This window comes from Adhaeribacter swui (assembly GCF_014217805.1).
GTDB lineage: Bacteria > Bacteroidota > Bacteroidia > Cytophagales > Hymenobacteraceae > Adhaeribacter > Adhaeribacter swui.
Genome location: NZ_CP055156.1, coordinates 2,766,470 through 2,793,213, shown reverse-complemented (window position 1 = coordinate 2,793,213; position 26,744 = coordinate 2,766,470). Strand labels below are relative to the sequence as shown.

The following is a 26,744-nucleotide window of genomic DNA, read 5'->3' as shown; positions in this document are numbered from 1 at the left end:
ACAAGATAGCACCAACGCCTGGAGGCTTGAAAAGGCTCCAAAGAACTACAGTAACCTGGACCTGCTATGGAAAACTCCTTTAGCTTTTTAATATAATACCTTGGTAAATATTTTTTTAAATTTTTTTACCGGTATCAGCTTTAACCAGGAGCTCACCTGGCTAAAGCTAATGGTTGGTTGGTGTTGATACCGGATTTAGTTAGGTGGTGTTATTTAGTGGCTTTACTTCTGCTTTTCGGTTGTAAATTCTTAAAAATTTTAAAAAATCAAGGTTACTCCGTTAGTTAAGCGGGGTAAACCAAAAGGCTAGTTTTTAATTACCCGAACAATTTCCTGCTTCGTTCCTTGGGTAATCCGCAGTAAATAAACGCCGGCCCTTAAGGATGCTTGCTGTTGCGGCGGACAAGTATAGGAACCTTGTTCCGTAGTTATCTGGCCGCTCCAGAGTCGTTTTACTTGCCGGCCTGCTAAATCATACAGCTCCAGGGTAACCGTTTCGGTCGGATTGTTTTGCCATTCTACCGTAAATGTTTCGGTAAACGGATTAGGAAACACCCGGGCTGCTTGGGCAACTTTCTCCGCCGGTTTCTCCCAGGTGCCGTTGGTAGTAAACCGGAAAGGTTTCAGAATACTACCGGTAAGCTGCTCGCTCTGGAAGAGTAAGGTTTCTTTCAGGTTCACCAGTAAGTTACCCTGCTTGTCGTGGTAAGAAAAACGCAATGCCTGATTTTCCTGGTTAGCGAACATAGTAATGAAAAATAAAACTTTGTCTTCTACCAGGTAACCCGTACCCCAACCAACTTTTTCGCCGGTAGCCGCATTGTGGACCAAAATTCCGGTTTCTTCCACAATTTGGTCAGAAGCTATCTCGGCTACCATATTCATGTTATAGGGGTAAACTCCCGGGTTTACTAATTTAGCTAGCGGCGATTCAGCATTTGCCGTGCGGTTGCCTGAATTCACGGACATTTTTGGATAAGCAAAATTTAAATCCGCGTTCTGCGATGATTGTATGCGGTAACCTTGGCCGTTTTTAAGGGTTTTTAAACTACCTACCCAACCTTTATTCTTATCGTACACGGCAAAATCGGTTTGGCTTTTAATAATATCGCCGTCGGCTAAGTTTACGCCGGCTAATGCATCGGTCACCGGCATACTCACCTGCGGCGTGTAACCTACCCAATTCCAGCCTTTTTTGAGGGTAATTATCTCGTTCGCTGGGTTTAACATGCTGCCTTTTACCTGTAACTTCTTCGCTGCTCCTACTTTCAGTAAATAGCTGGCCACGTTGGTAACCCGTTTGCCGGCCGGCGACCATACCCCCGCCGAATAATCCGCTACCCAATCCTGCGACATAAATACGGAACTGCGGTCAATTACGGTTGGGTCCAGCACGGCAGCAAGATCTTTGTTTTTTACATCCACGTTAAAAGAAATCCAGTTCCAGCCCGCTTTTAAGTCTAGTTCCTGGTAAATGGTGTTATTGGCGGTCAGCAGATACGGGTTAGCGGTAGAGCCATGCACCGTTCCATCCTGAAAAGCCAACGTAGCCGGTATTACATCGGTATGCGTGACGCCCAAATCGGCATTCCAAATCTGGAAGCTTATTTTCTCATTCGCTACGCCCGGTCCGTACACTTGCATAAAAAACAAGTAACGGTCGTAGGCGGGTACGTACTCCATTTGGGCTACTCCCCGGCATTGCCCATTTACAAAAGCGGCCACTTTATCGTCGGGGTTAATGGAGAACTGGTTGTTGATTTTTACCTGTCCAATGATACTCATGGATTGGCTGAAGTTGCGCGGATTTACGGTCCACTCGGGAGCTGGGGTAAATACTTTCAGGTGCAAGGCCAGTTTTTCGTCGTAGCCAAAATTGGTCCGGAGCAAAATATCTTCGGTATACCGGCCCATGTTTAAGCTTTCGCTCACGGTAAACACCAGCGTTTTGCGGCTGTTGGGCTCGATGGGCCCATTGGCGGGGCTAACCGTTAACCAACCCGGCAGACCATCAATTTGAAAACTTTCCTGGTTACCGCCCAGGTTGGTAATCTCCACTTCGAACTGTAAAGGCTTATTTACTTCTTTTTCAAAATTACGGTTAGAATCTACCCATTTTACCTGGTTTTTATCGACAAACACCGACCAGGTTTTAGCCCCGGGCATTACGTTGCTGTTTTTATCCATGACACCTTGCACGGTTATATCCAGAATCGTTTTCTCCACTAGTTCCTGCGGCTCGTTTAAAGTAATCAGCAATTTATCTTGGTTTATAACGTAGTTAAAATCTACTTTTTGCTCGGGTTGCGGCCGGTCAATTTTCGGCGATTCGTTGGTGTAGGTAGCGTTTACAAAAGTAGCCTGATCCGTGGTTTTGCCGCTTTGTTCTTTATCCGAGTCTACCGACAGCATCACGCCGCTGTTGTCCTGGTAGGCTTCGAATGGGTAATAAATTTGTAAATCGGCCAGGTCGTTGGGTTGTTTCGTGGTTAATGAACGGTTTATCTGTTCGGTGGTACGGGCCGAGTTCCAGAAACGGATTTCGTCTAGCTGGCCTTTAAAATAATTACTAAAGGTAGTTTTGGGCGTACCCCCTGCGGTAGAAGTCTGATCGTAACGCACCCCAAAGTACAAGGCCGGAACGGTTAATGGTGCCAGAACATCAGCTTTGCGGTAATTGGTCAGCGCCCCATCCAGCAAGAACGATAGGTTACCCCGCCGGTCCACGATCATGGCCAAGTGGTGCCATTTGCCATCCAGGGTATTGTTTTCTACGGCGTTAATCAGCAGGTTATTTTGTTTCAGAAAAATAGCGCCTTGTTCATCAAATTCTAAAAACCATTTTACATCGGTATTGAGTAAGGCGGCCGAGAACAAAGCGGTATTAACAGCATTGGCACCCGCTTTATACCAGAATTCCAGGGTAAAGTCGCCGTCTTGCGTGATAGGAGTATGACCACTGTTTACTTTTACGTAACCATTGCCGTTGAGCGAAATGGCTTTTGAAGCGGGTTCGGTTACCCATTGGGCGGCTACCTCGGCGTGTAAGGCCCGGGCCAGATCTTTAGCTGTGGTTCCTTTTAAATCGTTGAAAGGCCAGTAACCTATTAAGCTGCGTTCCCCACCGTTCGACCGGATGGATTGGGCCGCGTATATTTCGTCACGGTTTTTATACTGATCCCAAACGCGAAGCGCGTGTACATCGCCCTGGAAAGCATTGCCGTTAACCGGCGAAGAACCAATATAAACTACGCCCTGTCCGGCAACCACATCCACCTGATTTTTCTCGGCTAATAATTGATCGTTGCCATAGAGACTTACTTTATTGGCCGGGGCATCGTAGGAAACCGCGTAATGCTGCCAGCTGTTGGCCGGCAAGGTTTTAGTAGCCAGTACCCGGGGCGTGGTTCCCCAACCAGCAAACAGTTTACCCGTTTTATCAAAACCAATGGTGATGGCTTCGGTTCCGGTACCTTGGGTAAAGAGTATCTGGTCATCATTGGCGGTATTGGATTTTACCCGCGCCCAGAACTCCACGGTAAACGAACGGTTATTGATTTGTAAGCCCTCCGGAATGCGCACATCACCTTGTTTGCCATCAAAATGCAGGAAAGCACCGTGCGCCAGATCCGAGCCATTGAGTACACCCCGTACGGTAATATTGCTTTTGTTAATCAAACCAGCTTCTACCGGGTCGGCAAACTGAATCATAATTTCGTCGTTCGGCGACAAAATACCGTCGGCGGGTTGCGGGGCGCCAAATACCAGCGGCGGCACCACGTCTTTCAAGCCTTTTTTCACTTCGGTATAACTCACCGAACCATCGGTACAATTAGATTTAGCGCGTAACTCGTAATTCCGGTCGGGTAAATCGGTTATATCCCAGCTAAAGTTAATGGTGGTTTTACCACCAATTTTAGATACAGCAGCATCTTTGTTTTGCGCAATAGCGGCATTGTAATCGGCCTCTTTATTAAAGAAAGTATGAATAGTAGCCCAGGTGTTAGAAGCCGTGGATTTGTATTGCAGCTCGATGCTCTTAAACGACCGCAGGTTTACGTCATAGCCCGATAGTTGCACGGGCACTTTACCTTGCGCATCCACATTCACGAGCCAGTTATCCAAAGGTGCTAGCATGGTAACGGGCGTACAGGCCGGGGCAAAAAAAGCGGAAATTTTTACGGTGTCGGAAACCGTACCGGGTTCGCAGAGCGAGTGCAGCACAATGCCCAGGTTCTCGTAGTTAAATATTGCGCCAGGTCCTTTTTTCACGGTTAATATTTTTTCTACTACTTCGCCGTGCGGTACCCGGAAGGCCCGGTTGGGAGTAGAACCATCGATGGTAATTACCGCCCCGCTAGGGTTAGAATTTTCATCGACCTGCACGCCGTACCAGATATCTTCGTCGGAGTCACCGTTGTTTTGCAGCAAAATTTTAAAAACGGCGGCATTGGTTTCGGGCACCCCCGTAACAATGTTGTTTTCCACGTTTATTTCGGGTTTTTCGCGGCGCAGGGTAGCGGCATTTAATATTTTACCGGGTTGGTAATACTGCGTTTTTTCGTCGCATTCGTACGGGCAGGAGGTTTGCCCGCCCCGGGTGTAAAACATCGGCGAAAAGAACCCATTGTTGTATCCTTCTTTGCGATCGGCAAATTCTTCTTTTACGTTGTAATAATCGGCCCAAACTACATGGTCGCCTTTATCATTTAATAATTTAATGGCTGATGGGTCAATCACATCTACGCTGTAAAAATCTCCTTTATCCCCATCAGATAAAACGTAGCCAAAGGTTAAATTCTCGTTCGTGGATTCGCCAACGGAGCCGGAAAAATTATTGAAAAAGTTGGCCTTTACCCGAATGGTAGCCCCAAAACCGTTAAACTTACCACCCGTCATAAATTCCAGCGAAGCGTCGGCGGTTACTTCAATGGTGGTATTGGTACCCCAGAGCGAATTTAAGTTTTTCTCCCAGGTTTGGGTTACTCCGCCATCGAAGGAAACATTGGTAATACCTTCGGCGGTGCCTTTGGTTTTAGCATCCAGTTTATTGGCTTCATTGCTTCGCAGGGCTTCTTGCCAAAGCGTTATTTGCTGATTAAGCAAGTACACCGAATCGGGATCGCCGCGTTTAGCCGGATTGAAACTATAACTGGGGCCAGAATATGCGCCACGGGTGGCTACACCTTCGGCGGGTTTAGACAAAGCTGCGTTGGCAAATATCTGTTGGTCGTAGTTATCGGCACCAAACCGGGCATCTCCTTTGGCGATTTTAGAAACATACACGTTATCGCCGCGGAGCAACAAACTATTCCGGAAATTCTTGAGGGTAGGAATTAAATTATTTTGAATATGCTGTTGGGTATACATAAACCGGGTGCCGTAATTATCCTGCGCGGCGGCCATCCCCTGCCGGCGCACCAGCGCGTACGTTTTGCCCTGGTAAGTAAAAGGAGCCGAATGCGGAAGCTGATCAAAAGGCGCTTTTAGTTCTAATAATTCCAGTGTTTCGGTTTTACCCAAGATAAAATTCATAGCCCGGCCCACAAATAAATCGGCGGTGCTACCGACTAACTCCGGGTCGTCGCTGGTTTTCCAACCTTCGGTTACCTGTAAACTTTCCACTAACTGCCCATTTTCCGACCTTTTTTCGGTGATTACATCTTCGTTGGAAAGTACATGCTCAATTTCGGTTTCGGTTATTAAAGCTACCCCAAAACCAGCAGAAGTTTTAATTTCGGTACCCAGATAAAAGGTTGGATTAATGGTTTGGGTGCTGCCTCCTACATTCGAGATCGACATGGTTTTGGTGGTAGTAGAGCCTTTGCTCAGGTAGGCGTAGCTGTTCGTTCCCGGTGGATCACGCAGAATAAATTCTACCACATCGGGGCCTTTGGTAACAAAACCAGAACCCGACGTAATCTGCCCCAAAATATAACCGGGAAGCGTACCTAAATCGGCGTAAGATTGGTCTCCAATTTTTATGGCCGCCGAAAAGTTATAGGTGTAGGTGCCACTTAAATTAGGGCTGCCGGCCCGGAATTTATAATTGAAAACACCCTGCGGATTATTCAGAATCAGTTCTTCGTCGGGGTTTCCTTGCTTCCAATTATTAACTAGTTTTATTTTAGCGTTGGTTACCGGCACCAGTTCTTTTTCGTGATCGTCGGCATTTTCGTATTCTTCAAAAAACCGCAATGGAAACTCGTACTGGGCGTTCATGTAAAATACCGGCGCACCGAAGGGTTTACTCGAAAGGTCGATCTCCGGACCGCTGTTGCTGAGTTTAATTTTCTCCTCCCCGATGAGCTCGTTATTGTTAATGGACCACTTGGTTTGATTGTGCAGCACAAACTTTTTGCTGAAGTGGTAACTGGCCGAATCTGCTTTCTTGCCATTATTATCCAGTTGGTACTCCCAACGTAAATCCGAAACAGGTAAACTTAAATCCAGAATAGGTTGCTCCCCGAAATTATAGCGCGAACCGTCGGTAAGGGTATTGTTGGTTTTTACCTCCTTTACAATAAAGCGCTCGGGTATGATCCAGGCGGTGTATTCGCCGGTTTGCGGATCGGTAGTTAAATCAATGGTTTTTTTAAAATTTGTGGGCGATTCATCCAGGTCGCCGCCTTTTTCGGGCTCTAAGGTAATTTTGGCCGTACCCAAATTGTTTTTTGAAAGACCCATGCCCAAAGGTTTATCCCCTTGTACCTGGCCACCGGCTACCCGGCCGATTAGTTTTACTTTGGTAGTATCCAGTATTTCGAGTTGCCCGCGTAAGTGTTCCTGAAAATCGTGCGGTTGGTTTTCGGCGGGCCAGTACGCATTCTGGAAAACGTGGCCGTTCTTCACAAATGATAATACGTGCTGCCCAATCGGCACCCGGGCTTCAAACTCACCTTTGGCATCCGACATTACCGGTACATTGCTGGCATTGAGCAAGGTTTTGCCATCCACGAGCATCTGCACGCCTTGCACCGGGAAAGAAGTACCCTGGTACCGAACGCTGCCTTTCGTAATAAACGACGAGATATCTTTAAAATCTTTCCCGTTGTGGCTCAAAGCACCTTCGCCAATAAATAATAAAAGCGAGTTTGGATCAAAAGTATGCACACCCAGCAGCGGCGTTATCTCGAAGCTTTCCCCGGAGCCCCGGAACTGGATATTGGTGAGGCGGTAATTGCCTTTGCTATCGGTGTAGGCCACGTTGGCCAGTTGGTCCTCGGAAGGAATGGTGGTAGTCCACTCGAAGCTGCCTTTTAATTTTGCGTGGTTTTCGTTGTATTTCCGGTCTACGCGCGAACCATCAAAAGCATAATCACTGAAACCTTCGTTTAGCTTCCAGTAAGCAATTAAACCAGGTTCGCTGCCATCTAAAAACCGGCTGTAATCCTGCACTAACTGCGCCGCAGTGCGGGGTTTATTCCAGATTCTTATCTCGTCTATTACACCCTGAAATCCTTGGTTGTAGGCCCGGCTGTTACCAAAAACCAAAGACAGATCGGCATTAGTGTTCGGTTGAAAAGCATTGGTGAGTTGTTGCGGAGTAAATACCGAATCGTTTACTACCCATTGTACTTGCCGCGAAACGGTATTCAAGCTAACCGACAAGTGGTGAAATTCATTATTTTTTAAAAAATCACCCGGTTGTATACTTACCTGCTCCGCTCCGGCACTTAATATGTAGCGGCCATTCTCGTAGCTTATTTGCAATCCCTGGCCATTTTCCAAATGGTCGTAGAGTACGTAGTTAGTAGCTATATCCGTTGGTCGTAACCAGGTTTCTAAAGCCCAACCTTCCTGGCTGGGCCAGAATATGCGGGAAGCTTTGATATCAAATGCGGCCGTGTTATTAGTAAAAGCAAGCGCTTTGCCGGCGGCCCCATCGGTGTTGCGGGCCCGCACCTGCACTTTTTCTACTACTTGCCCGCCTTCAAAAAAGATGCGGCCACTTACAGTACCAAAAGGCGCCCGAAAACCCAAAGCTTTGGCTTCGCGGCTTTTAATAGGTTGCCCGTTACAAGTGGCTACTCCTTCAATGGTATATTCATACATGGTGTTGGCTTCGGCAAACTCGTCGAGCCACTGCGTAGAACTGCCACCTTCGGCTACATGCACCAATTCCCGGGTATTGTTAGTACCGGCAATTTTCCGGTAAATTTCATAACTCTCGATGCGGCTTTTGTATTTGGCATCCCACTGCAGCTGAATGTAACTGGTAAAAAACCCTTTCGAAGCTTTAAATTTATAATCGTGGTTGTAAAACGGGTTTTGCGGATTGTTCCGTTCAGTTACGTCCGTGCCCCATTCCAGGGCATCGGCAATCTGATCGGGTACCGCTTTGCTTAATATGTTACCGGCTACTTCGGCGTACTGGTTCACGGCTACCAGCTGGTACTCGTAGGTATTACAGGCTTGTAACTTTTCATCTGCCCAGGCGCCAGGCTTTGGATCCAGGTTAGTAGTAGTGTTCTCAATGATCTTACCCGCTTGTATAACCTTGCGGATAAGTTTGAAGTTGGTAACACTAGCACAAGAATAACCCGACCAGATAATTTTAAAATAAGTACCGTAGTCGGCTAAACTAATTTGCGGGGCGGCCGGACTTAAGTCTGGAGTAATACTGGCCACTTCCGAAGTTAGCTCCGTAGCAACCTGCTTATCCGGCCGGATGACCTGAATTTTGTAGTAATGTGATTTTTGATGTTGTAAATTGGTATCATCGAAATAAGTAAGCGTATTCAGTCCGCCGTTAACATCAAAAGTATTTGTGATTGTACTAAAGTCGGGCCGGGCACTCCGCAATATTTTATAAGAATAAGCGCCGTCTAAATTAGGTCTGGGCCAAGTTAGGGTAATGCCGGTGGCACACGGAACAAAAGTAGGCGTTAGAACCAGTTTACTGTTTTTCCAGGCTACTACATTGGCGCTCCCGGTATCAAAGTAATTGGGGTTGTTTACTAAAAATTCGCGGGTTAGATTTACCCGGGCTACTATCCGGTAATTGTAGCGGTACCCGTACACGGTATTGGGGTCGATGTAACTGGTGGTATTGTAGTCCAGGCCCGCAATCAATTGATCGTTCTGGTAAATATAATACCGGATTCTTTCGGGAGCGTAGCCGTTCGCACCCGGCTTTTCCCAGGTAAGCTTTACCTGATTTTGTTCGCCGGTCGGGAATGCCGTAATCGTGGGTTTGCCTTGTAAACCCGCAATCTGAAAATCATTTACTTTATCCCCTTGCTTATCGTCATTATCGCCCCAATCGTAATGGGTTCTGAAAGTTAGCGATTTACCAATCCAGTCACTGGGAATATTAAAATAGTAACCTTGCCGGTCGTAAGTATCCCCCCAGCCGGATCCATTATTAACCAGTAACACATTTTTATAAGTACCGTTACGGTTGCCATAGGAAGCATTATCCAGCAGGGTGTGGGTAACTCCGTTGAGGGTAACGGTAATGTCCAGGTCTTTCAGCTTATCATTCTTGCAAGTACCGCAATCGCGTTCATCCACCGATACGGTAAAAAAAATACGACCCGACTTCTGGTCGTAACCAATCTCATATAAAAAATTGTGGGCAAAAACTGAGGTGCTGCCTATCCCCAGAAAAAACAGGAAGAATAAGCCTAAAAAACGTTTGTAAAAGTGTTTCATGACCAATGAGTTAGTAGTAAAATAAAGGTAAATAACATAGAAAAATCTCCCCCGCACGGATGCGGGTACCGGAACTTGGGCGCTTTTGGCTGGTTCATAAATGGCTTCGGCCAGTCTTGCTTGAACTAATAGCCTGAATGTAGGAAATGAAAGAAGGGGGTAGGAAAAATAGTATGCTAACTACAATGGTTTGTATGCGAACAAATAAAGGTTGTATGTAAACGGAAGCTTACAAAAAGTTGAAATTTTTAAAAAATTCCTCTTTGTAGTTGCGGCCCAAAGGAACCTCGTGCTTGCCGATTACCACGAAGCTATCGTTAAAAGTTTCCAGGTGTTGCAGGTTAACGGCATAAGACCGGTGTATTCGCACTAATTGCGGTAAATTTATTTTTTCGAGTACGTGCTGCAAGCCGTTGCGCAAAACAAACTTATTATCCTGGGTATAGATGTAGGTAAAATTACTGTCGGCCTCTAACAGCAAGATATCGGTTAACGTAATTTTTAAAAACCGGTAGTTTTGTTTTACAAAAATGGCGTCGTTAATGGCCAGAATGGTTTCGGAGGAAGGGGCATTTTTTTCTTTTTCAACCGGCTTGTTCAACGGAATTACTTTAGCTTCAGCGATTGATTTACGGAAGGCAAACTGGTGCAAAGCCATTTCGATGGCAATACGCAGGTTGGTTTGCTGGTATGGTTTGGTAAGATAAGCGGCCGGAAAAGTGTCTTTGGCCCGGTTAACGGTAGCTTCGTCGGCAAAGGCAGTAAGGTAAATAAAAGGAATATCTTTTAGTTCGCGAATGTGCCGGGCTGTTTCAATGCCGTCCCAATCGCCTTTTATGTGAATATCCAGCAAAACCAAGTCCACCGGATTTTCTTTTAATAAGCTAATCGCTTCTGGGCCATTATCGGCTATTCCCACAACTTCGTACCCATCTTGCAGCAAGGTATCTTCCAGACCTAAAGCCAGAATGCCTTCGTCTTCCACAATTAAGATGCGCACATTGTTATCCGCCATAGAGTTTAGCTTGCTTTTTTTAAAATTTTCTCCGGGATGTGCAGGGTAAAGGTAGTACCGTGGTGGTTTTCAACCGAGCAGTTACCGTTTAACTGTTTGCTGAGCACTTTTACTAATTTTAAACCGAAGGACGTTTGCGGTTTTTCCCAGATGGCTGCCGGCAACCCGGGCCCGTTATCCTGGATGTGTAATTGTAACCCATTGCTATCGTGCAGGCTGATGCTTAACCGAGGCTCTGGAACGTATTGATAGGCGTATTTAAAAGCATTGGTAACCCACTCGTTTATTATCAAACCCAGAGGCAAAGCTTTATCTACATCTAGTTCCGTCACGCTAACGTGTAAATCCAGCGTTAATTGGTTTTTATCTACCCCGAAGCTTTCCATCAAACTTTCTACCAAATCGGTAATGTATTCCGGCATATTTACTAGGTTGGGCTGGTCTTGCTGATACAAACTCCGGTGAATTAACGACATGGCTTCAATGCGCTGTCGGCCTACTTTCACAGCTTTTCGGGCGTCTTCATCCTGCAAGCGGTTCGATTGCAAACTCAACAGACTCGATACAATTTGCAGATTGTTTTTAACCCGGTGGTGCAGTTCTTTCATGAGCAATTTCAGCTTTTCGGCTTGCTCGTTTATTTGCTCGTTTTGAGAATTCAGTAAGCTGTTTTTCCGCCGGATGGTCCGGAATTGCAAGCCAAAAATCACCCCGGATATTACCAGAACTCCCATAATACCGAGAGTGGCATACATCTGCATAGCACGGGTTTTACTCTTTTGAGTAAGAACGTTAATTTCCTGATCTTTTCTACCCGCCTCGTATTGTACTTCCAGTTCATTCATCAGCCGTAAGTTTTCCAGCAAAGCCAAGGAATCGCGCAGTAAATCGTAGCGGGTAAAGTAAGCGAAGGCTTGCTGGTAATTACCCCTTTGCTGATTACAACGGGCTATTACCTGATAAATCTCCATTTCCCGGTAAGGAAGTTTAATTTGTTGGGCAAACTGCAAAGCTTGTTGCAAATATTGCAAACCCTGCTCTTGTTGCCCCAGTTTAAAATAAGATTCGCCCAACCAATTGTAGGAATAAGTTAAAGAAGTAAACTGTTTGTATTTAGTGGCAATAGCCAAGGCCTTTTGGGCGTAATAAATTGCCCGCTGGTAATCTTTTCTATCGGTAAGGTAAATCTGAGCAATGTTGTTATAATAAGCGATCCGGTCTTTTTCGAAGGTAGGCGAACTCTCCGCTAAGGTAAGTCCGTTTAAATAAATTTTAAATCCCTGGTTTATTAAAGTGGAGTCTTTAAGCTCGGTGCCGTAGCTTCGGGTAAACAGCGCTTTTAGCCGGATATGAAAAATAATATTGGCAGTATCTTTTAGCGTTCGCGCCGCTTCTAAGCCTTTGGTAGCAGATTCCAGAGCTTTGGGGTAGTTCTTTTTTTCTTTGTAAAGATTACCAATAATAGAATAAATTACCGGCAACTCCGGGTTCAACTGCGATTGCTGCGCCAGTTCTAAAGCCTGTAGTACCGTATGCATGGCACTTTGGTAATTACCCGTAAGCCAATAATACTTTGCTTTTAAAATTTTTCCTTTTAAGCGGGCATCAATGCTGGTTTTACCCAAATGCAGCAAGGAATCGGCCAGGGCTCCAACCGTATCCATACTCCGCATGTTTTGGTACCCTAAATCGTATAATTTTTTAATCTTATCCGGATGAGCTGCATTTACTTTGAGCTGAGTGGAACGCGTTTGGGTACAAGCCGGCAAAAAGCAAAGCCCGGCCAACAGAAAACACAGTAATATTATACTATTCAAAATGAATGGATTATACTCCGGGAATATACAGCATTTAGCGTATTGATCTGCAAAGAAAAAAGCCTAAATTCTTAATTTTAGATAAAAAAGAAATAATAGCCTTCGCTTTTAGGAAAGTTACCATTTCTCTAAAATTTAAAATTTAAAAAAATTAAAATTTCATTCAATCTTACCGGCCAAAATCATCTTGTACCCGCACAATGTATTCTTCGTCCGACGGATTGCTTGCATCCGTGTGTTGCCAGATTTCAGCCAGCCGAAAATGGCACTGCCATGAGAGACGGGTTTGCGGCGCTACTACTAGAATTTTTGAACTGAGTTTCTTCGAAATTTTCAAATTTTTATAATTTACGCTCGAGCTTGATTACTAGGCGAAAGCAAAAGTTATCGTTGATAAGGAAAGTCTATTTTGGCTGAGAGTTCCTGGTTTCCACAAGAATTCTCAGCCAATTTTAATGCAGGATTATTTAGTTTGATTTTATCATTTTAAGCACCTGACGGCTTTTTCCGGATTGCCATTGGAGCAAATATATTCCTACGGGTTTTCCGGTTAAGTCCAGTAGTATCCTGTTCTCTCCCAGGGGTACTACCCCGTGATGTATTACTTTTCCTTGAATATCAAACAGTGTTATAGTAGCATCGGCGGGGAACGGTTGAGGAAGCTGTAAGGTAAATTTTTGTTCAAACGGATTAGGATAGGCTACCAGTTGGCCGAGCTTTATTTCAGCCGCTGGAGTGACTTGCCGGGCCTCTACCCTTACCTTAGGTACACCTACGCTTTCAGGAGCTACTTTCACTAACCAAAAATCGGTGCCACCTTGATTGGGTTGGGTTCGATCACCACTTACTCCGGAGTCAGACTTTCCAGCCAAGAGCAGACCGCCATCATTAGTCTGGATAACGGCTCGTAGTTCTTCCACGCCGCTGCCCCCATAACGTTTATCCCACTGGTACATGCCGTCCGCATCTGTTTTCACGATCCAGTAATCGCTCGAGCCCTGATTATTTTGCGATTTATTACCGCTTTTGTTGGAGAAAGACTTACCGGCCAAGATATAGCCGCCATCACTGGTCTGAATGCTGGCCCGGAGTTCATCGTCTTTGGTGCCGCCGAAGCGTTTATCCCAGATTTTGGTACCGGTACCGGTAAACTTAATAAACCAGAAATCTTTACCCCCCTGGCTCCCTCTGGTTTTATCCCCGCCAGCCGGCGAGTCGCTTTGGCCCGAGATAAAGTAATCGCTGCTGCCACTCCTGCCTAAAGAGTAAGCTTCGTCGTTGCCACTACCCCCGTAAGTTTTATCCCAAAGTTTATTACCATTTTTGTCTAAACTAATTAGCCAGAAATCAGAACCTCCCCGGCTATCTTCGCTCTTATCCCCGCTTTTACCAGATAAGGAACTACCGCCTAGCACAAAACCGCCACTTGAGGTTTGCACAATACCCCCTAAAACTTCATTTAAATTTCCACCGTAACGTTTATCCCAGATTTTTTTACCCGTGTTGCTTACCTTCACCAACCAATAATCGTTGCCGCCCTGGCTACCCTGGCTTTTGTCGCCGCTCGCCGGAGAATTACTATACCCAGCTAAAATATATTCACCCGTAGAAAGCTGTATTACTTTTTTGAGCTCATCGTAACCCAAGCCACCATAGCGTTTATCCCATTGTTTGTCGCCAGTATCACTGATTTTAACAATCCAGTAATCGCGATTGCCCCGGCTCGCCTGGGTTTTGTCGCCGCTAATACCGGAAAGGGAGCTTCCCGCCAGTAAATAGCCGCCATCTTTGGTAGGAATAATACGATTTAAGTAATCATCACCCGAACCGCCGTAACGTTTATCCCAGAGTTTTTTACCAGATGCGTCACTTTTCACAATCCAGTAATCATTTTTACCCTGGCTGGCCTGGGATTTGTCGCCGCTGATCTCAGAATTAGAATAACCCCCAGAGAGATAGCCTCCGTCGGAAGTTTTAATTACGGCCGTAAAGCCTTCGTTAGCGGAACCACCATAGCGGAAGTTCCAGGCCTTTGAATCGTCATCGGTTATTTTTACCATCCAGTAGTCCGTATTGCCCCGATTACCTGTACTTTTATTGCCGCCAGTATCGGAATAAGAAGTACCACCTAGTACAAATTCATTTTCCTTATTTTTAACTATTACCGATAACTCCTCATTCCGAAGTCCGCCCTTCACTTGATCCCACAATTTATTTCCTTGAGCATCTATCTTTACCAGCCAATAATCATATCTTTCCTGCAGGGTGGTATCGGTTGCCGAATACCAACCAATTGCACTTTTATCCCGCCCTTTTACCGCATTGGAACTTCCGGCTAGCAAGAAATTACCTTCGGCAGTAGCCACCATCGATTTTAGTTCAGAATCACCAATAACAAAATACCCTTTATTGATATCAAAATAATCTTTTGTATTCCCCCCAATGGTCTGGTCCCAAAGTTTATTTCCTTCACCATCAATTTTTATTACCCAATAATCCCGTAACCTGGTAGTAAAATTAGTATGATCTGTATGGAGGTTGTTTTCTCTTTTTTCATTTCCTTTGTCGGCATTAGAAGAACCCCCTAGCAAAAAACCACCATCCGGCGTAGCCAATAAAGACGACAAAATAGAGCTTCCAAAATAATAATAACATTCGGGGTCAGGATTTTCATCTCCCACGCAAGATTCGTATAACAAATAATCGATGGCTCCGCCAAAGGTTTTATCCCATATTTTTTTTCCGGTATTCGTAATTCGTATGACCCAATAATCAGCTATACCCCGCGTAGCCTGGCTTTTATCTCCAGAAATATTAGAAGCAGAAGAACCGCCGAGCAAATAACCATTGGTAGTAGCCACAATGGCCGTTAGGTTATCTGCATTTTGGCCTCCGTAGGTTTTATCCCAGATTCTTTTACCGTTGGCATTAATTTTTATGATCCAATAGTCGGTTTGACCTCTGTTACTCTGGATTTTATCGCCAGTTTCCTCCGAATCAGAGGCTCCCCCAAGTAAGTAACCGCCATCTGCGGTAGGAATCATAGCCGTAAGCTGGTCAGAGTTATTCCCGCCCAATGTTTTATCCCATACTTTTCTACCCATTCCATCAATTTTTATGATCCAAAAATCATAATTTCCCTTGCTATCTTCACTTTTATCACCTGAGCGAGGAGACTCAGAATATCCCCCTAATAAATAACTACCATCCGGAGTGGCTAATAAAGCTGTAAGTTTGTCCTCGCCACTACCACCAAATCGCATATCCCACATTTTGGCGCCATTACCATCCGTTTTTACAATCCAGTAATCCGTATCGCCACGGCTATCTTGGCTCTTTTCGCCGCCTGCACCTGAAAAAGAATACCCGCCGAGTAAATAGCCTCCGTCCATGGTTACAATGGAAGCGGTAAGTTTATCCTGGTCGGTGCCACCAAAGGTTTCGTCATAATTAATCCGTGGTAGAATGGATATGGTTAACGGACTTATGGCGGTACCCGCGGGCGTTGAAATACTTACTAACCCAGATGTAGCGTATTGCGGTACCTGGGCGGTAATGGTTTGAGAATTTACTACGGTAAATACAGGCTGTTTAATTTGATTAAAGCCGATGGCGGTTATGTTGGCGAAGCCCTGGCCTGTAATTGTAATGACATCGCCGGGCCGGACTACATTAGGACTAATATTGGTGATGGTGGGCAGAACCGAAAAATTAACAGGCTCCAGGGAGGTTCCGTTCGGAGTAGTAACCGTTACCGGGCCCGAAGTAGCCCCTTCTGGTACCAGCACCCGAATCTGCTCGTTACTGAGTACGCCAAAATCCAGAGCTTTTACTCCGTTAAATAGTACCTCGGTAGCATTTAAAAAATAATTACCCTTAATGGTAACCCAAGCTCCCGGCGAGGCCGCAGCAGGGGCAATTTTACTAACAGTAGGTGAATATTCAACAACAAACCCTTGTTCCAGGGCAAAAGCTGAACCGGCAAAAGCCTGATCTATAGCTTGCACACTCCAGTAATAAGTGCCTTTGGGCAAGTCATTTAGTTTGAAACTGGTATTTAACTGGGCATTGCCCCAGGTTGCAACCCGGCGATAGCCATTTTGGAGATTAGCTTGCGCGGAAACTTTTTGCTGATTACCCGGACTGGTACCGACATACACATTGTAGCTTAAAGCGGCGGTAGGCGTTTGTTCATCTTTACTGGGGTTCCAGGACAAGACTACATTCTTTTCTTGAACTTTATAAGTCAGGTTAATTGGGGTTATAGGAATAGTATTTTTTACCGCTATATCGTTGCGATAAATTTTAGAAACAGGTCCTTTGTCCGTATCCCCGGAAAGCAGAATATCCAAATCCCCGTCGTTGTCGTAATCGCCCCAAGTGACTGAGCTACTTAGTAAACCTGGTAATGCTATTTTACTGTTTGTAAAGGAAACTCCCTTATTACGGTATATTTTGGTAGAGGGACTATTACAATAATCGCCTATTGCGGAACGACAGGTTCCAGAGATTATAATATCTAAACTGCCGTCATTATTATAATCCCCCCAAGTAGCATCTCCTTCAGCCGCCGTTTGTCCAATAAATATTTTTTCTTTACGCTCAAAGGCACCATTTTCATTTGAGTAAAGTCTAGTTTCTACATCGTATATTCTTCCCCCCACATACCGATATCCTGAAATAATAATATCCAAATCATTATCATTATCATAATCGGCCCAGGATGCCGCACCATCTGATAAATCCATTGCGATTTCTAAACTAGTGAATTCACCACGTCCTAAATTGCGGTATATACGACAGGAAAATAGGGGTGCTTCTATTCCAAGAAATTCCGCAAATAGATCAAAATGCTCACCCATTACCAAAACATCTAAATTACCATCCTTGTCATAATCTCCCCAAGCTGCCGAGCTTTTAAAAACCCCTGTCATATGGGTTGAATTTCTTGTAAACACACCTCCCTGGTTATCGTACACTGCCGTTATATAGGTCTTTTTGGTAGTGCCAGCATTACCAGAAATTAATAAATCCAAGTCACCATCCTTGTCGTGATCGCCCCAGGCTACTGCGCCACTTTTCACCGGAGGTAGTGTAGCATTTACATTAACAAAATTGCCATTATTATTTTGGTAGATTATAGAAACTAGTCCGTTACTGCTCCGGCCGGTTAAGGCAATATCCAGGTCGCCGTCGTTATCGTAATCGCCCCAATCGGCCGCACTTTCGATTACTCCTACCAAGCCCGCATTAATATCAGTGAAACTGCCGTTGGTGTTGCGGTAAATTTTAGCGACGTAATTTCCACCGCTAGCCCCGGTGATTAAAACATCCAGATCGCCATCGTTATCGTAATCGCCCCAATCTGCCGAACCGGATCCCACGCCTACCAAGTTAGCCTGAATGTCCGTAAAAGCCGGGTTGTCCTGGGCGGCTACTGGGGTGTAGTGCAGCAGCCCCAATCCCAACAATAAGAACAAGATACATTTACTTGTAGGAGCAAATAATTTCTGGATGAAGAACGCCGGATTTAGATAATGAGGAAAGATAGTAGCCGGAAACCAAAAAGATAGTAGAGGTAAATACATGGGCTTAAATAGTTTAGGTTAACTTAAAAGAAGGCGTAAGATTTTGGTAAGGAAGACTAGAACTGATCATGCGTCGCTTTTACCCGAACAGGATTTTTCAGCGAAAACGATTTTTTAAAAAATCATTAACTCTAGTGAAGCAATCCGCTCTTTAGTGGACTAAACTTATTATTTAAGGCGCGAAAAGGCTTTTACTTTTGGGACAAAAGCCTTTGATTTTGGGACAGCGGGCAGAAATAGCTGTTATTGAGGCCAAAAAAGCTGCTTTTACCTGGCCGGCACAAAATAAGAAGGTGACTGATGATGAAATTCTTTAAAAACCGTAGCAAAATAAGCTGGACTTTCGAAACCAACCCGGTAAGCTGTTTCGCTAACCGAACAACCGGCACGCAGCATTTCTACGGCCCGGTTTAGGCGGTATTGGCGAATAAGTTCGTTAGCCGCAATACCCAACACGGCGGTTAGTTTCCGGTGCAAGGTACGACGGCTCATTCCTATTTCGGCAGCTAATTCTTCCACCCCAAATGCAGACTCGTCGAGGTGGGCTTCGATGAAAGCATATATCTTTTTAAGAAAAGGATCCAGCGAAACTTCCGCGCTTTGGGCAGTTTGGGGCGCAACAAGTTGCCGCTGGTAAAACTCCCGCAGTTTTTCTTGCCGCTCGAGTAAATTGCGCACCCGCCACTGCAATTCATCCAGGTGGAAGGGTTTAGTCAGGTAATCGTCTGCCCCGCCCACCAAACCTTCCATCCGGCTTTCGTGCGAAGCCCTGGCGGTTAACAATACTACGGCAATGTGGTTTGTCTGGGGATCCGTTTTAATGGCGCGGCAAAACTGGTAACCATCCATCTTGGGCATCATCACATCACTAATTACCACATCCGGCAGTTCTTGCCGGGTCGATTCCCAACCTTGAGAGCCGTCTTCGGCAGTTATTATGCGGTAATTTTCTGCCAAAGTTCCGGCGATAAATTCCCGAAGTTCCGTGTTATCTTCTACTATTAACAACAAGGGAGCTGCCAGCAATTTTTCTGTATGAGGAGCAAATGTTTCTTTTAAAGTTGGGGTTGGTAGTTGGGTTATTGGAGTAATATTATCGGTTTGTCCCGTATTAGGCGTTAAAACAAGCGGCAATTTAACTTCACAAGTAGTGCCTTGCCCTAGTACACTTTGTACGGCAATTTCGCCGCCCAATAAATCAGTTAATTCTTTTACCAAAGCCAATCCAATACCCGTGCCTTCATATTGCCGCGTGCAGGCATCATCTACTTGGTAAAATCGGTCGAAAATATGAGCGAGTTCTTCCGCCGCAATGCCAATTCCCGTATCGCTTATTTGTAACCGAAACCATTGCTGCTGCTGAATTTGCGCCACTACTTTTACTTGTCCGGTAGAAGTAAATTTAAGCGCGTTGGAAAGCAGGTTATAAATTATTTTTTCCCATTTGTCGGCATCAAACAGATAATCGGCAGTATTGCTTGTGCTATCTAAACAGAGTTGGATTTGTTTTTCTTCGGCCAACAAACGAAAGGACGCTACAATTTTTTCGAGGAAAACCGCAGGGTTGCCCCGTGATACATGTACGGGCATGCTGGCTGCTTCTAACTTAGAAATATCCAGTAATTGGTTAATTAAACGGAGCAATTGCTGGGCATTTCGGTACACCGAACTCAGTAGTTTATGCTGTGCATACGGTGGTAACTCTTTGTTTTGCAGCAATTGTTCCGTCGGCGATAAAATCAGGGATAAAGGAGTACGAAATTCATGCGTGATATTAGAGAAAAACCGCGACTTCATCTCATCAACGGCTTTTAGCTGTTCCGCTTCCCGGCGTTGTAACGCTATCGCTTGTCTTTCGCGAGCTTGTTTATTCCGGAACCGCCCATACGCGTACAAACTAGTACCCACCACTAAAGCATAAAAACTGTAGGCCCACCAGGTGGCCCAAAATGGTGGCGTTATTACCAGTTGCAATTGCCTGGTGTGGCGGTTCCAGACCCCATCGGTATTAGTTACCTGCACCTTAAACACATAATTACCAGGAGCCAGCTGGGTATAATTCGCCGTGTTCTGATTACCTGTGTATACCCAATCCTGATCTACTCCTTCCAGTCGGTGACGGTAATTAAGTTTTTCGGGCTTGGTAAACGCTAAACCAGCAAAATCAAAACTTAAAAAATTCTGGGTGTAATCCAGGTTAAGCCGCTGGGTTGCGTTAATAGATTGTGTTAAAAGAGAACCCGGTTTACCTGCTTCTACGGGCACATTATTTATTTTTAAAGCGGTAAATACTACCGGCGGAGAAAAAGAATCTTCGTGAATAGCAGTTGGATCAAAAACGGTCATCCCGGTTTTACCCCCGAATACCAAACGCCCGTCAGGTAAAGCCGCCGCATTATTCCGCAAAAATTCGTTTTCCTGAATTCCATCTGCCGCCGTGAAGTAGCGCATCTGTAAAGTTTTAGGATTTAGCCGTATCAGTCCCTGATTAGAACTTAGCCAGATAAAACCTTTTTTATCGGGCAGCATACTATTAATGGTGTTAACCGGCAAACCTTCTTTTTCGCCAATTCGATCAAAGCGCATGGTTCGGGTATTTAAGCGGCATAAGCCCCCGCCTTGCGTACCAATCCATAATAAGTGCGTATCGTTCGGGTCAAGGAGCAAACAGTTTAAGGCATTTGTACTTAACGAGTTCGAATCTTTAGGCTGATACTGCAGCTGGCGCGTAATTTTTTGCTGCTTCCAGTCGTACTGAAATAACCCATTTCCATAATTTGTGGCTAGCCATACCCAATTAGCCTGAGGTTGAATATCTACTACATCAAAGGCCACGGGTGCCTTTTTAAACCTCGGCGGCATTAAGCTATTAGCAAAGAGTTGCGCCTGAAAAGCTAATGTATCCGTCCGGAGCAGGCCTTTTTCGTTGGCATAGAGCCACAAGTAACCATCAGCAGCAGGCTTCATATTAATATACCACCGATAGCCATGTTCCGGAAATCGAAGTTTTTTAAAAATCCTGCGTCGCTGCGGATCATATTGATACAGCGCATAAAAATCAATAAACCAAGTACTTTTTGCCTGAGGCGGTCTGCCGAAACGGACCCAGGCCGCGTGGCGTTCGGGGTGCTCCCACTCCGGGACAGGCACTTTTAACTCTACTTGCAAAAGATCTTCTATAAAACCCCGCTGGTAAGGGTAAGATTTAAAAGGCAACGCCTTTAAATCTATTTTGGTTAAGCCTCCCCGGTTGGTAGTCAACCAAAGCACCTCCGAATGGTCGAGCAAGAAAACTTTAATAAAATTAAAGGAAGGTACCGGGTTCTTACTTTGCCATATTAGTTCCAGTTGGTCATGCTCTGTTAAGCGGTACAGGTAGGTACCGCAGCCCACGTAAATGTTACCATTACGTACCTTCGTTAAAGTATAAAAACTATTATGATCCAGCTTAGTAGGTATCGGAATTTGCCGTACTATTTGTGATCTGGCCACACTATAAAGCAAAATCTGGTGATTCCCGATAATTACTATGTCGCCGTTGTTACGTTCCACCAGGTACTCGCTGTTATGCACTGGCATAATTGGGTTGTTCGCCAAAGGTTTACCGGGAAATAGAATAATGCGTCGGCGGTGGTTTTTCGCATCTACTTCTACTAGTCCATTATTAAAGCGCACATAATCTAACCCATTGGAAGCCCGCAAAATATCCCGCATAGAATTGTGCTCGCCCGTTAAGGCAAACTCATCCCGGAAAGAAAATTTCTTACTTAAGAAATTATAGTAAACTACTTTATCTCCCTGGATAATACCCCAGCCTGCTGTGCCATCGGCAGTTAATCCAAACTCATCCATAGAAGCTTGATTTTGGACCAGGTATTCAGCACTGAAAATAACGGAAAAGCGTTCGGTTATGGGATTGAAGCGTAAAAAATCTCCATTAGCGGTACTGAGGAGCAATGTTCCTTTATCGGCCAATGCTAAACTTAGAATATGATTATCGTGTGCTAAACGAAAATTTTTGAAAGTGCGGCCATCATAGCGGGCCAGGCCATCTTCGGTGGCAATCCAAATAAATCCTACTTTATCCTGCACCATCCCGGTAACGCTGCTATGGGGCAAGCCATTCGTCAGGGTTAAAGCAGTAGCAGTGTAAGTATTTGTTTGGCCATAAATAAGTTGGCTATGGTAAAGAGAGAGCAAGAAAAAAGCTAGCCAAGACAAGAAGTACTTCATGGTAGAACCTAATAATATATGACCATAAAGGAACCGCCATTTAAAAGTAGTCGCGTATTTAAATTTATTAATTATTTTAAAATACCCGCATTTACGCAAAAAATCTTTTAAGGCCAGTAAAGTTACCAGGCCTTAAAATTTAAAATTTTAAAAAATTAAAATATCATCTGTTCTTATCTGCCAAAATCATCCTGTACCCGCACAATATCTTCTTCGTCCGAAGGATTACTGGCATCCGTGTGTTGCCAGATTTCGGCCAGCACACCCCAATCATCCAGGCCTACTAAGCGGTGGCGCTCGCCTTGTTTTAGGGTAATTAAGCCGCCTACTTCGTAGGTTTTCAGTTCGCCTTCTTCGTCGGTGGGGCTGGTAATTACGCCCACTTTCCCCTGAATTACTTTCCAGATTTCGGCCCGCCGAAAATGGTACTGCCACGACAAACGCGTTTGCGGAGCTACCACCAGGATTTTCGGACTGAGTTTACCTGAAATTTTTAAATTTTCGATGGGTATGCCGTCAAAATACGTATCCGCAAAAGCCTGCGCCTGGTCTTCGTTGATTACAAAAAAACCACCCCAGGGTCGGGTTTGATCTTGTTTATCGATGGTGAACTGGTGCGCGGCTAATTGATCGGCTATTTCGCTAAAAACAACTTCTTTGCTTTTTCCGGACATTGGGGATTGGTTTTTTAAATTTTTATCTGCTTGGCGTTAAATATGGCTACTTTACTCCTACTTACCAAGCCTTTTGCCAATCCTTTATGAAAAGAGATTAAAGTATATAAATATTAGATGTTAGACTTTTTAAAATAAGGATTGAGTTGCATTTAATCGGCCTAACTCATTTTTATCTTCCTGATTTTTGAATGCGAAATTTTAATCCAGCAAAATAAACCACCTATTAAATTTGCTGCCCGGCTAATACCCGCTGGTTTTTATTTTGATAAGTAGGATTGTCGGTGGGTAAACGGTTCCACCAGGTTTTTTTGAGGATGAGTATACAAACAATCAGCACTGCTACAGTTACCCACAATTGAGTATGCAATTGGATAATGAAGTACATGGGCAGCAAGGTTAAGCAACATTGAGCCGTAACGCCAATAATTACATTAAACACATCTAAGGTAAAATTCTGGTTTGCTTTAAAAGCCGGATCTTCGTTTTTAATTAGTTTTTCAATTGGTTGCCAAAAACCCCAGGGCCGCACAGTTTTGTAGAAAGATTTTAAGGTAGCGGTTTCGGTGGGTGGTGTAACCAGGGAACCAATAATACAACCCGCCAGTGATAACAGAAACAAAACCGGAAAGTAGTATAATTCTAACGTTTCTTTAAAAATTAGCGGCATAATCAAAGCCGGTACAATGCCTGCCAGCATTCCCCAGAAAAAACCATGGGCATTTAAGCGCCACCAATGCCATTTTAAAACATTAGCTGCTACGTAACCACCAAACAAAGCCGATACAATCCACTGCAAAATACTGTTTACATCTTTGGTAAAAAAGCCCATAAATATACCTACCATTGCCACACACAAACCTGCCAGGTAATTCATGTGGCTGATGCGCTTGTTGGTAGCTTGGGGGTTCACGTATTTCAGGTAAATATCATTAACTAAATAAGCCTGCGCGGCGTTGAGCGTACCCGCAAAGGTGCCCATAAAAGCTGCTAAAAAACCGGCTAAAAGCAAACCCACTAAACCCGCGGGCACAAACTGCACTATGGCCGCCGGTAATATTTTTTCAAAATCAATACCGGTAGCCGATTGCAGGTTTAACTGATCGTAATACAGTAAGGCCAGCACCGCAAACCCCATAATCATGGCGTACCGAATGGGCAGTAAAAAAACAGAAACAAAACCGCTCATTTTGGCGGCATCCTGCGGCGACCGGGCAGAAAGCACTTTCTGCATATCGTAACTCGGAGCGGGTCCGGCTAAACTGGCCAGAATACCTTTAAAGAGCATCATCATGAAGAAAACACCAAACAAGCCAAACTTATCTTCCTTAATTTTAGCATTTACCTCGTCAATGATTCCGGTCCAGTTAAGGTCGTGAAGGGTGGCGCCAAAGAACGGAGTAAACCAACCTTCCGGCACGTTTAAACTGTTTTGAGCCAGGTTTTGCATGGCAATAGAAGCAATCACCAAAGCGGCTACCGTCATGATGCCGTACTTAAATAAATCGCCGATTACAATGCTGGTCATGCCGCCCAGAATGGCGTAGAACACCGCAAAAGCCGTAAAGATAATGCCGTAAAAATGTGCCACGTACGCGGTAGGTACGGTAAAAGGCAGGTAAGCCGCAATACTATTGTACGGAATAAAAATTTCGATAAACTTACCTAAACCCACAAAACCGTAGGCCAGAAAACCCAGGCAACTCAGAATAGCAAAAATTACCATAATTAGGTGCGAGGCCACAGCGCCCTGCCCGTTACCAAAACGGGTAGTTATCCATTCGGCCCCGGTAGTTACGTTGGAGCGGCGTATCCAAACCGATAGGTACATCATGAGAAAAACCTGGTTGAAAACGGGCCACAACCACGGGATCCAGAGACTTTTCAGGCCATACACAAATGCCAGGGTTACCATCCACATCGTGCCCGAAATATCGAACATATCCGAAGCGTTAGATAAGCCCAACAAGTACCAAGGCAAGGTTTTGCCGCCGAGTAGGTAAGCTTCTTTGTTTTTAGCTGCTCTTTTCTTCAGTACCAGCCCCAGAACTACTACCGCTAACAGGTAAACCAGAATTATACAAATATCAACAGTAGTTAATTTCATTCAAAAATTGGTATTCCGGGTAATCTGATTTTTAAATAAATCAGGAAAATGGGCTTTGTTTCGTTGTCAGCTTAATTTTAGAAATGGGAAATAACCATAGAATACGGCAAAACTTATGACCTTGCAGTTAGAGCCTACTGGTATAATCCGGCAAAAATAATTACTTAAACGCCAAATCTGGTAAATAGTCGCACAAGTTCTGCATTAAAATAGACACTCCTAAAGTTTGTTGTAACATCCATATTAAACGCTGAGGTAGTAATACCCATTTAGATAACTAACGACTTTAATAAACAAATATGCGGGGGCTGGATAAACAATTTCTTCTTCCGTAATACCCTTCCGCTTTCTCCCCCACTTCTACTGGATTGCCTTATTTTAAGGGTTTGCGGCTACCTAATACAATTTTATCAAAAAATTGCCTGAATCGGCATTAAGCTTGGGAATCTAAAAATTAAGACTTAAATTTTGAGGTAGATTTATTTTTAAATTATACTTAACAGCTTCTTCAGAAAAGGTAATTTAGTTACTTTATGTGATCTGATTGTTTTTAATAATTGTTATTACCCTCTAAGTCTGCCTTATTTTTTAAAAAATCAAAAATTAACGGTGGTTAAGTACAGAATAGAACTACTTACCACTCACTAATATTATTTTAGCAGTTAAAATTTAAAAATTGAAACTGTTTAAAGAATTTAATCTGATTACGCCTTTAATGAATACCATTTACCGGGAAATCACCCCACTTACGCAAAACGATTGTTTTACTATTTTACACCGGGTTAAGTCGGAGTTTGACTTTCCGTTGCATTACCACGACGAATTTGAATTAAACTTTATTGCTAACGGGGCTGGCACCAAGCGCGTTATTGGCGACCACGTAGAAGTAATTGATGATTTAGAATTGGTGTTGGTGGGTAGCAATTTACCGCACGCCTGGTTTACGCACCAATGCCAGAGCAAAGAGATTTTTGAAATTACCCTGCAATTCCACTCCGATTTGTTCGACAACAAATTTTTGCAGCGTAACCAGTTAAGTTTTATTCGCAACTTGCTCGACCGGTCCAGCAAAGGAATTTTGTTTTCGCGTGAAACAACTGAAGCTTTCCGGCCGCGCCTGGAAAAATTAACCCATCAAACAGGATTCGATTCGGTTTTAGAATTACTTTCTTTATTGCACGATTTATCGGTAGCGCCCAATATGCGCACTTTATCGAACACTTCTTTTACCTCCGAGCAGTTTACGTACCACAGCCGCCGCATCGAAAAAGCGTTTGATTTTATGCAGGCCCAGTACAACAAAGATATTTCGCTGGCCGATGTGGCCGGTGTGGTAAACATGCCGGAAGTTTCGTTTAGTCGCTTTATTAAAAAACGAACCGGTAAAACTTTTATCGAAAGTTTAAACCAAATCAGGTTGGGTCATGCATCGCGCTTGTTAATTGACACCACGCAAACCATTGCCGAAATTTCTTACAACTGCGGCTTTAATAACTTGTCTTATTTCAACCGGATTTTCCGCAAGAAAAATAATTGTACGCCCAAAGAATTCCGGCAGAACTACTCGGGCAGCCGCATTTACATTTAAGTTTTCTGCTCCTAAAAAAGTAAAAAATTTAAAAAATTGAAGCTACGCAACGATTAACCGCTTAC

At 44.3% G+C, this 26,744-nt stretch carries 8 protein-coding genes and 1 pseudogene; 1 reads left to right on the top strand and 8 read right to left on the bottom strand.

Features of this window, described 5'->3' with window-relative positions; all coding sequences use genetic code 11:
* Positions 1–306 precede the first annotated feature (306 nt).
* The 8 genes and pseudogenes from HUW51_RS11980 to HUW51_RS11945 all read right to left on the bottom strand — a co-directional run bounded on the left by HUW51_RS11980 (position 307) and on the right by HUW51_RS11945 (position 25,091).
* Entirely contained in the window at positions 307–9,657 is a 9,351-nt protein-coding gene (locus tag HUW51_RS11980; RefSeq protein ID WP_185274255.1) for a LamG-like jellyroll fold domain-containing protein, read from the bottom strand.
* Between the two features lie 229 nt (positions 9,658–9,886).
* Positions 9,887–10,672, bottom strand: a complete 786-nt coding sequence (locus HUW51_RS11975) for a response regulator (RefSeq protein WP_185274254.1) — start codon at positions 10,670–10,672, stop codon at positions 9,887–9,889.
* 5 nt (positions 10,673–10,677) lie between these two features.
* Entirely contained in the window at positions 10,678–12,489 is a 1,812-nt protein-coding gene (locus HUW51_RS11970) for a tetratricopeptide repeat-containing sensor histidine kinase (protein ID WP_185274253.1), read from the bottom strand.
* A gap of 169 nt (positions 12,490–12,658) precedes the next feature.
* A pseudogene (locus tag HUW51_RS11965) lies at positions 12,659–12,829 on the bottom strand (phosphoheptose isomerase); the annotation flags it as partial.
* Positions 12,830–12,956: 127 nt separating this feature from the next.
* Positions 12,957–18,077, bottom strand: a complete 5,121-nt coding sequence (locus HUW51_RS11960; RefSeq protein WP_185274252.1) for an FG-GAP-like repeat-containing protein — start codon at positions 18,075–18,077, stop codon at positions 12,957–12,959.
* 267 nt (positions 18,078–18,344) lie between these two features.
* On the bottom strand, positions 18,345–22,310 hold the full coding sequence (locus HUW51_RS11955; RefSeq protein ID WP_185274251.1) for a hybrid sensor histidine kinase/response regulator transcription factor: 3,966 nt from the start codon (positions 22,308–22,310) through the stop codon (positions 18,345–18,347).
* A gap of 173 nt (positions 22,311–22,483) precedes the next feature.
* Positions 22,484–22,984: a cupin domain-containing protein gene (locus tag HUW51_RS11950; RefSeq protein WP_185274250.1), complete on the bottom strand. Its 501-nt coding sequence runs from the start codon at positions 22,982–22,984 to the stop codon at positions 22,484–22,486.
* 226 nt (positions 22,985–23,210) lie between these two features.
* A complete protein-coding gene (locus HUW51_RS11945; protein ID WP_185274249.1) occupies positions 23,211–25,091 on the bottom strand; it encodes a sodium:solute symporter family protein in 1,881 nt (626 codons plus the stop codon).
* A gap of 676 nt (positions 25,092–25,767) precedes the next feature.
* Here HUW51_RS11945 and HUW51_RS11940 point away from each other — a divergent pair.
* The gene (locus tag HUW51_RS11940) at positions 25,768–26,679 is read left to right on the top strand and encodes an AraC family transcriptional regulator (RefSeq protein WP_228467018.1); all 912 of its coding nucleotides are present in this window, start codon (positions 25,768–25,770) and stop codon (positions 26,677–26,679) included.
* Positions 26,680–26,744: the final 65 nt, after the last annotated feature.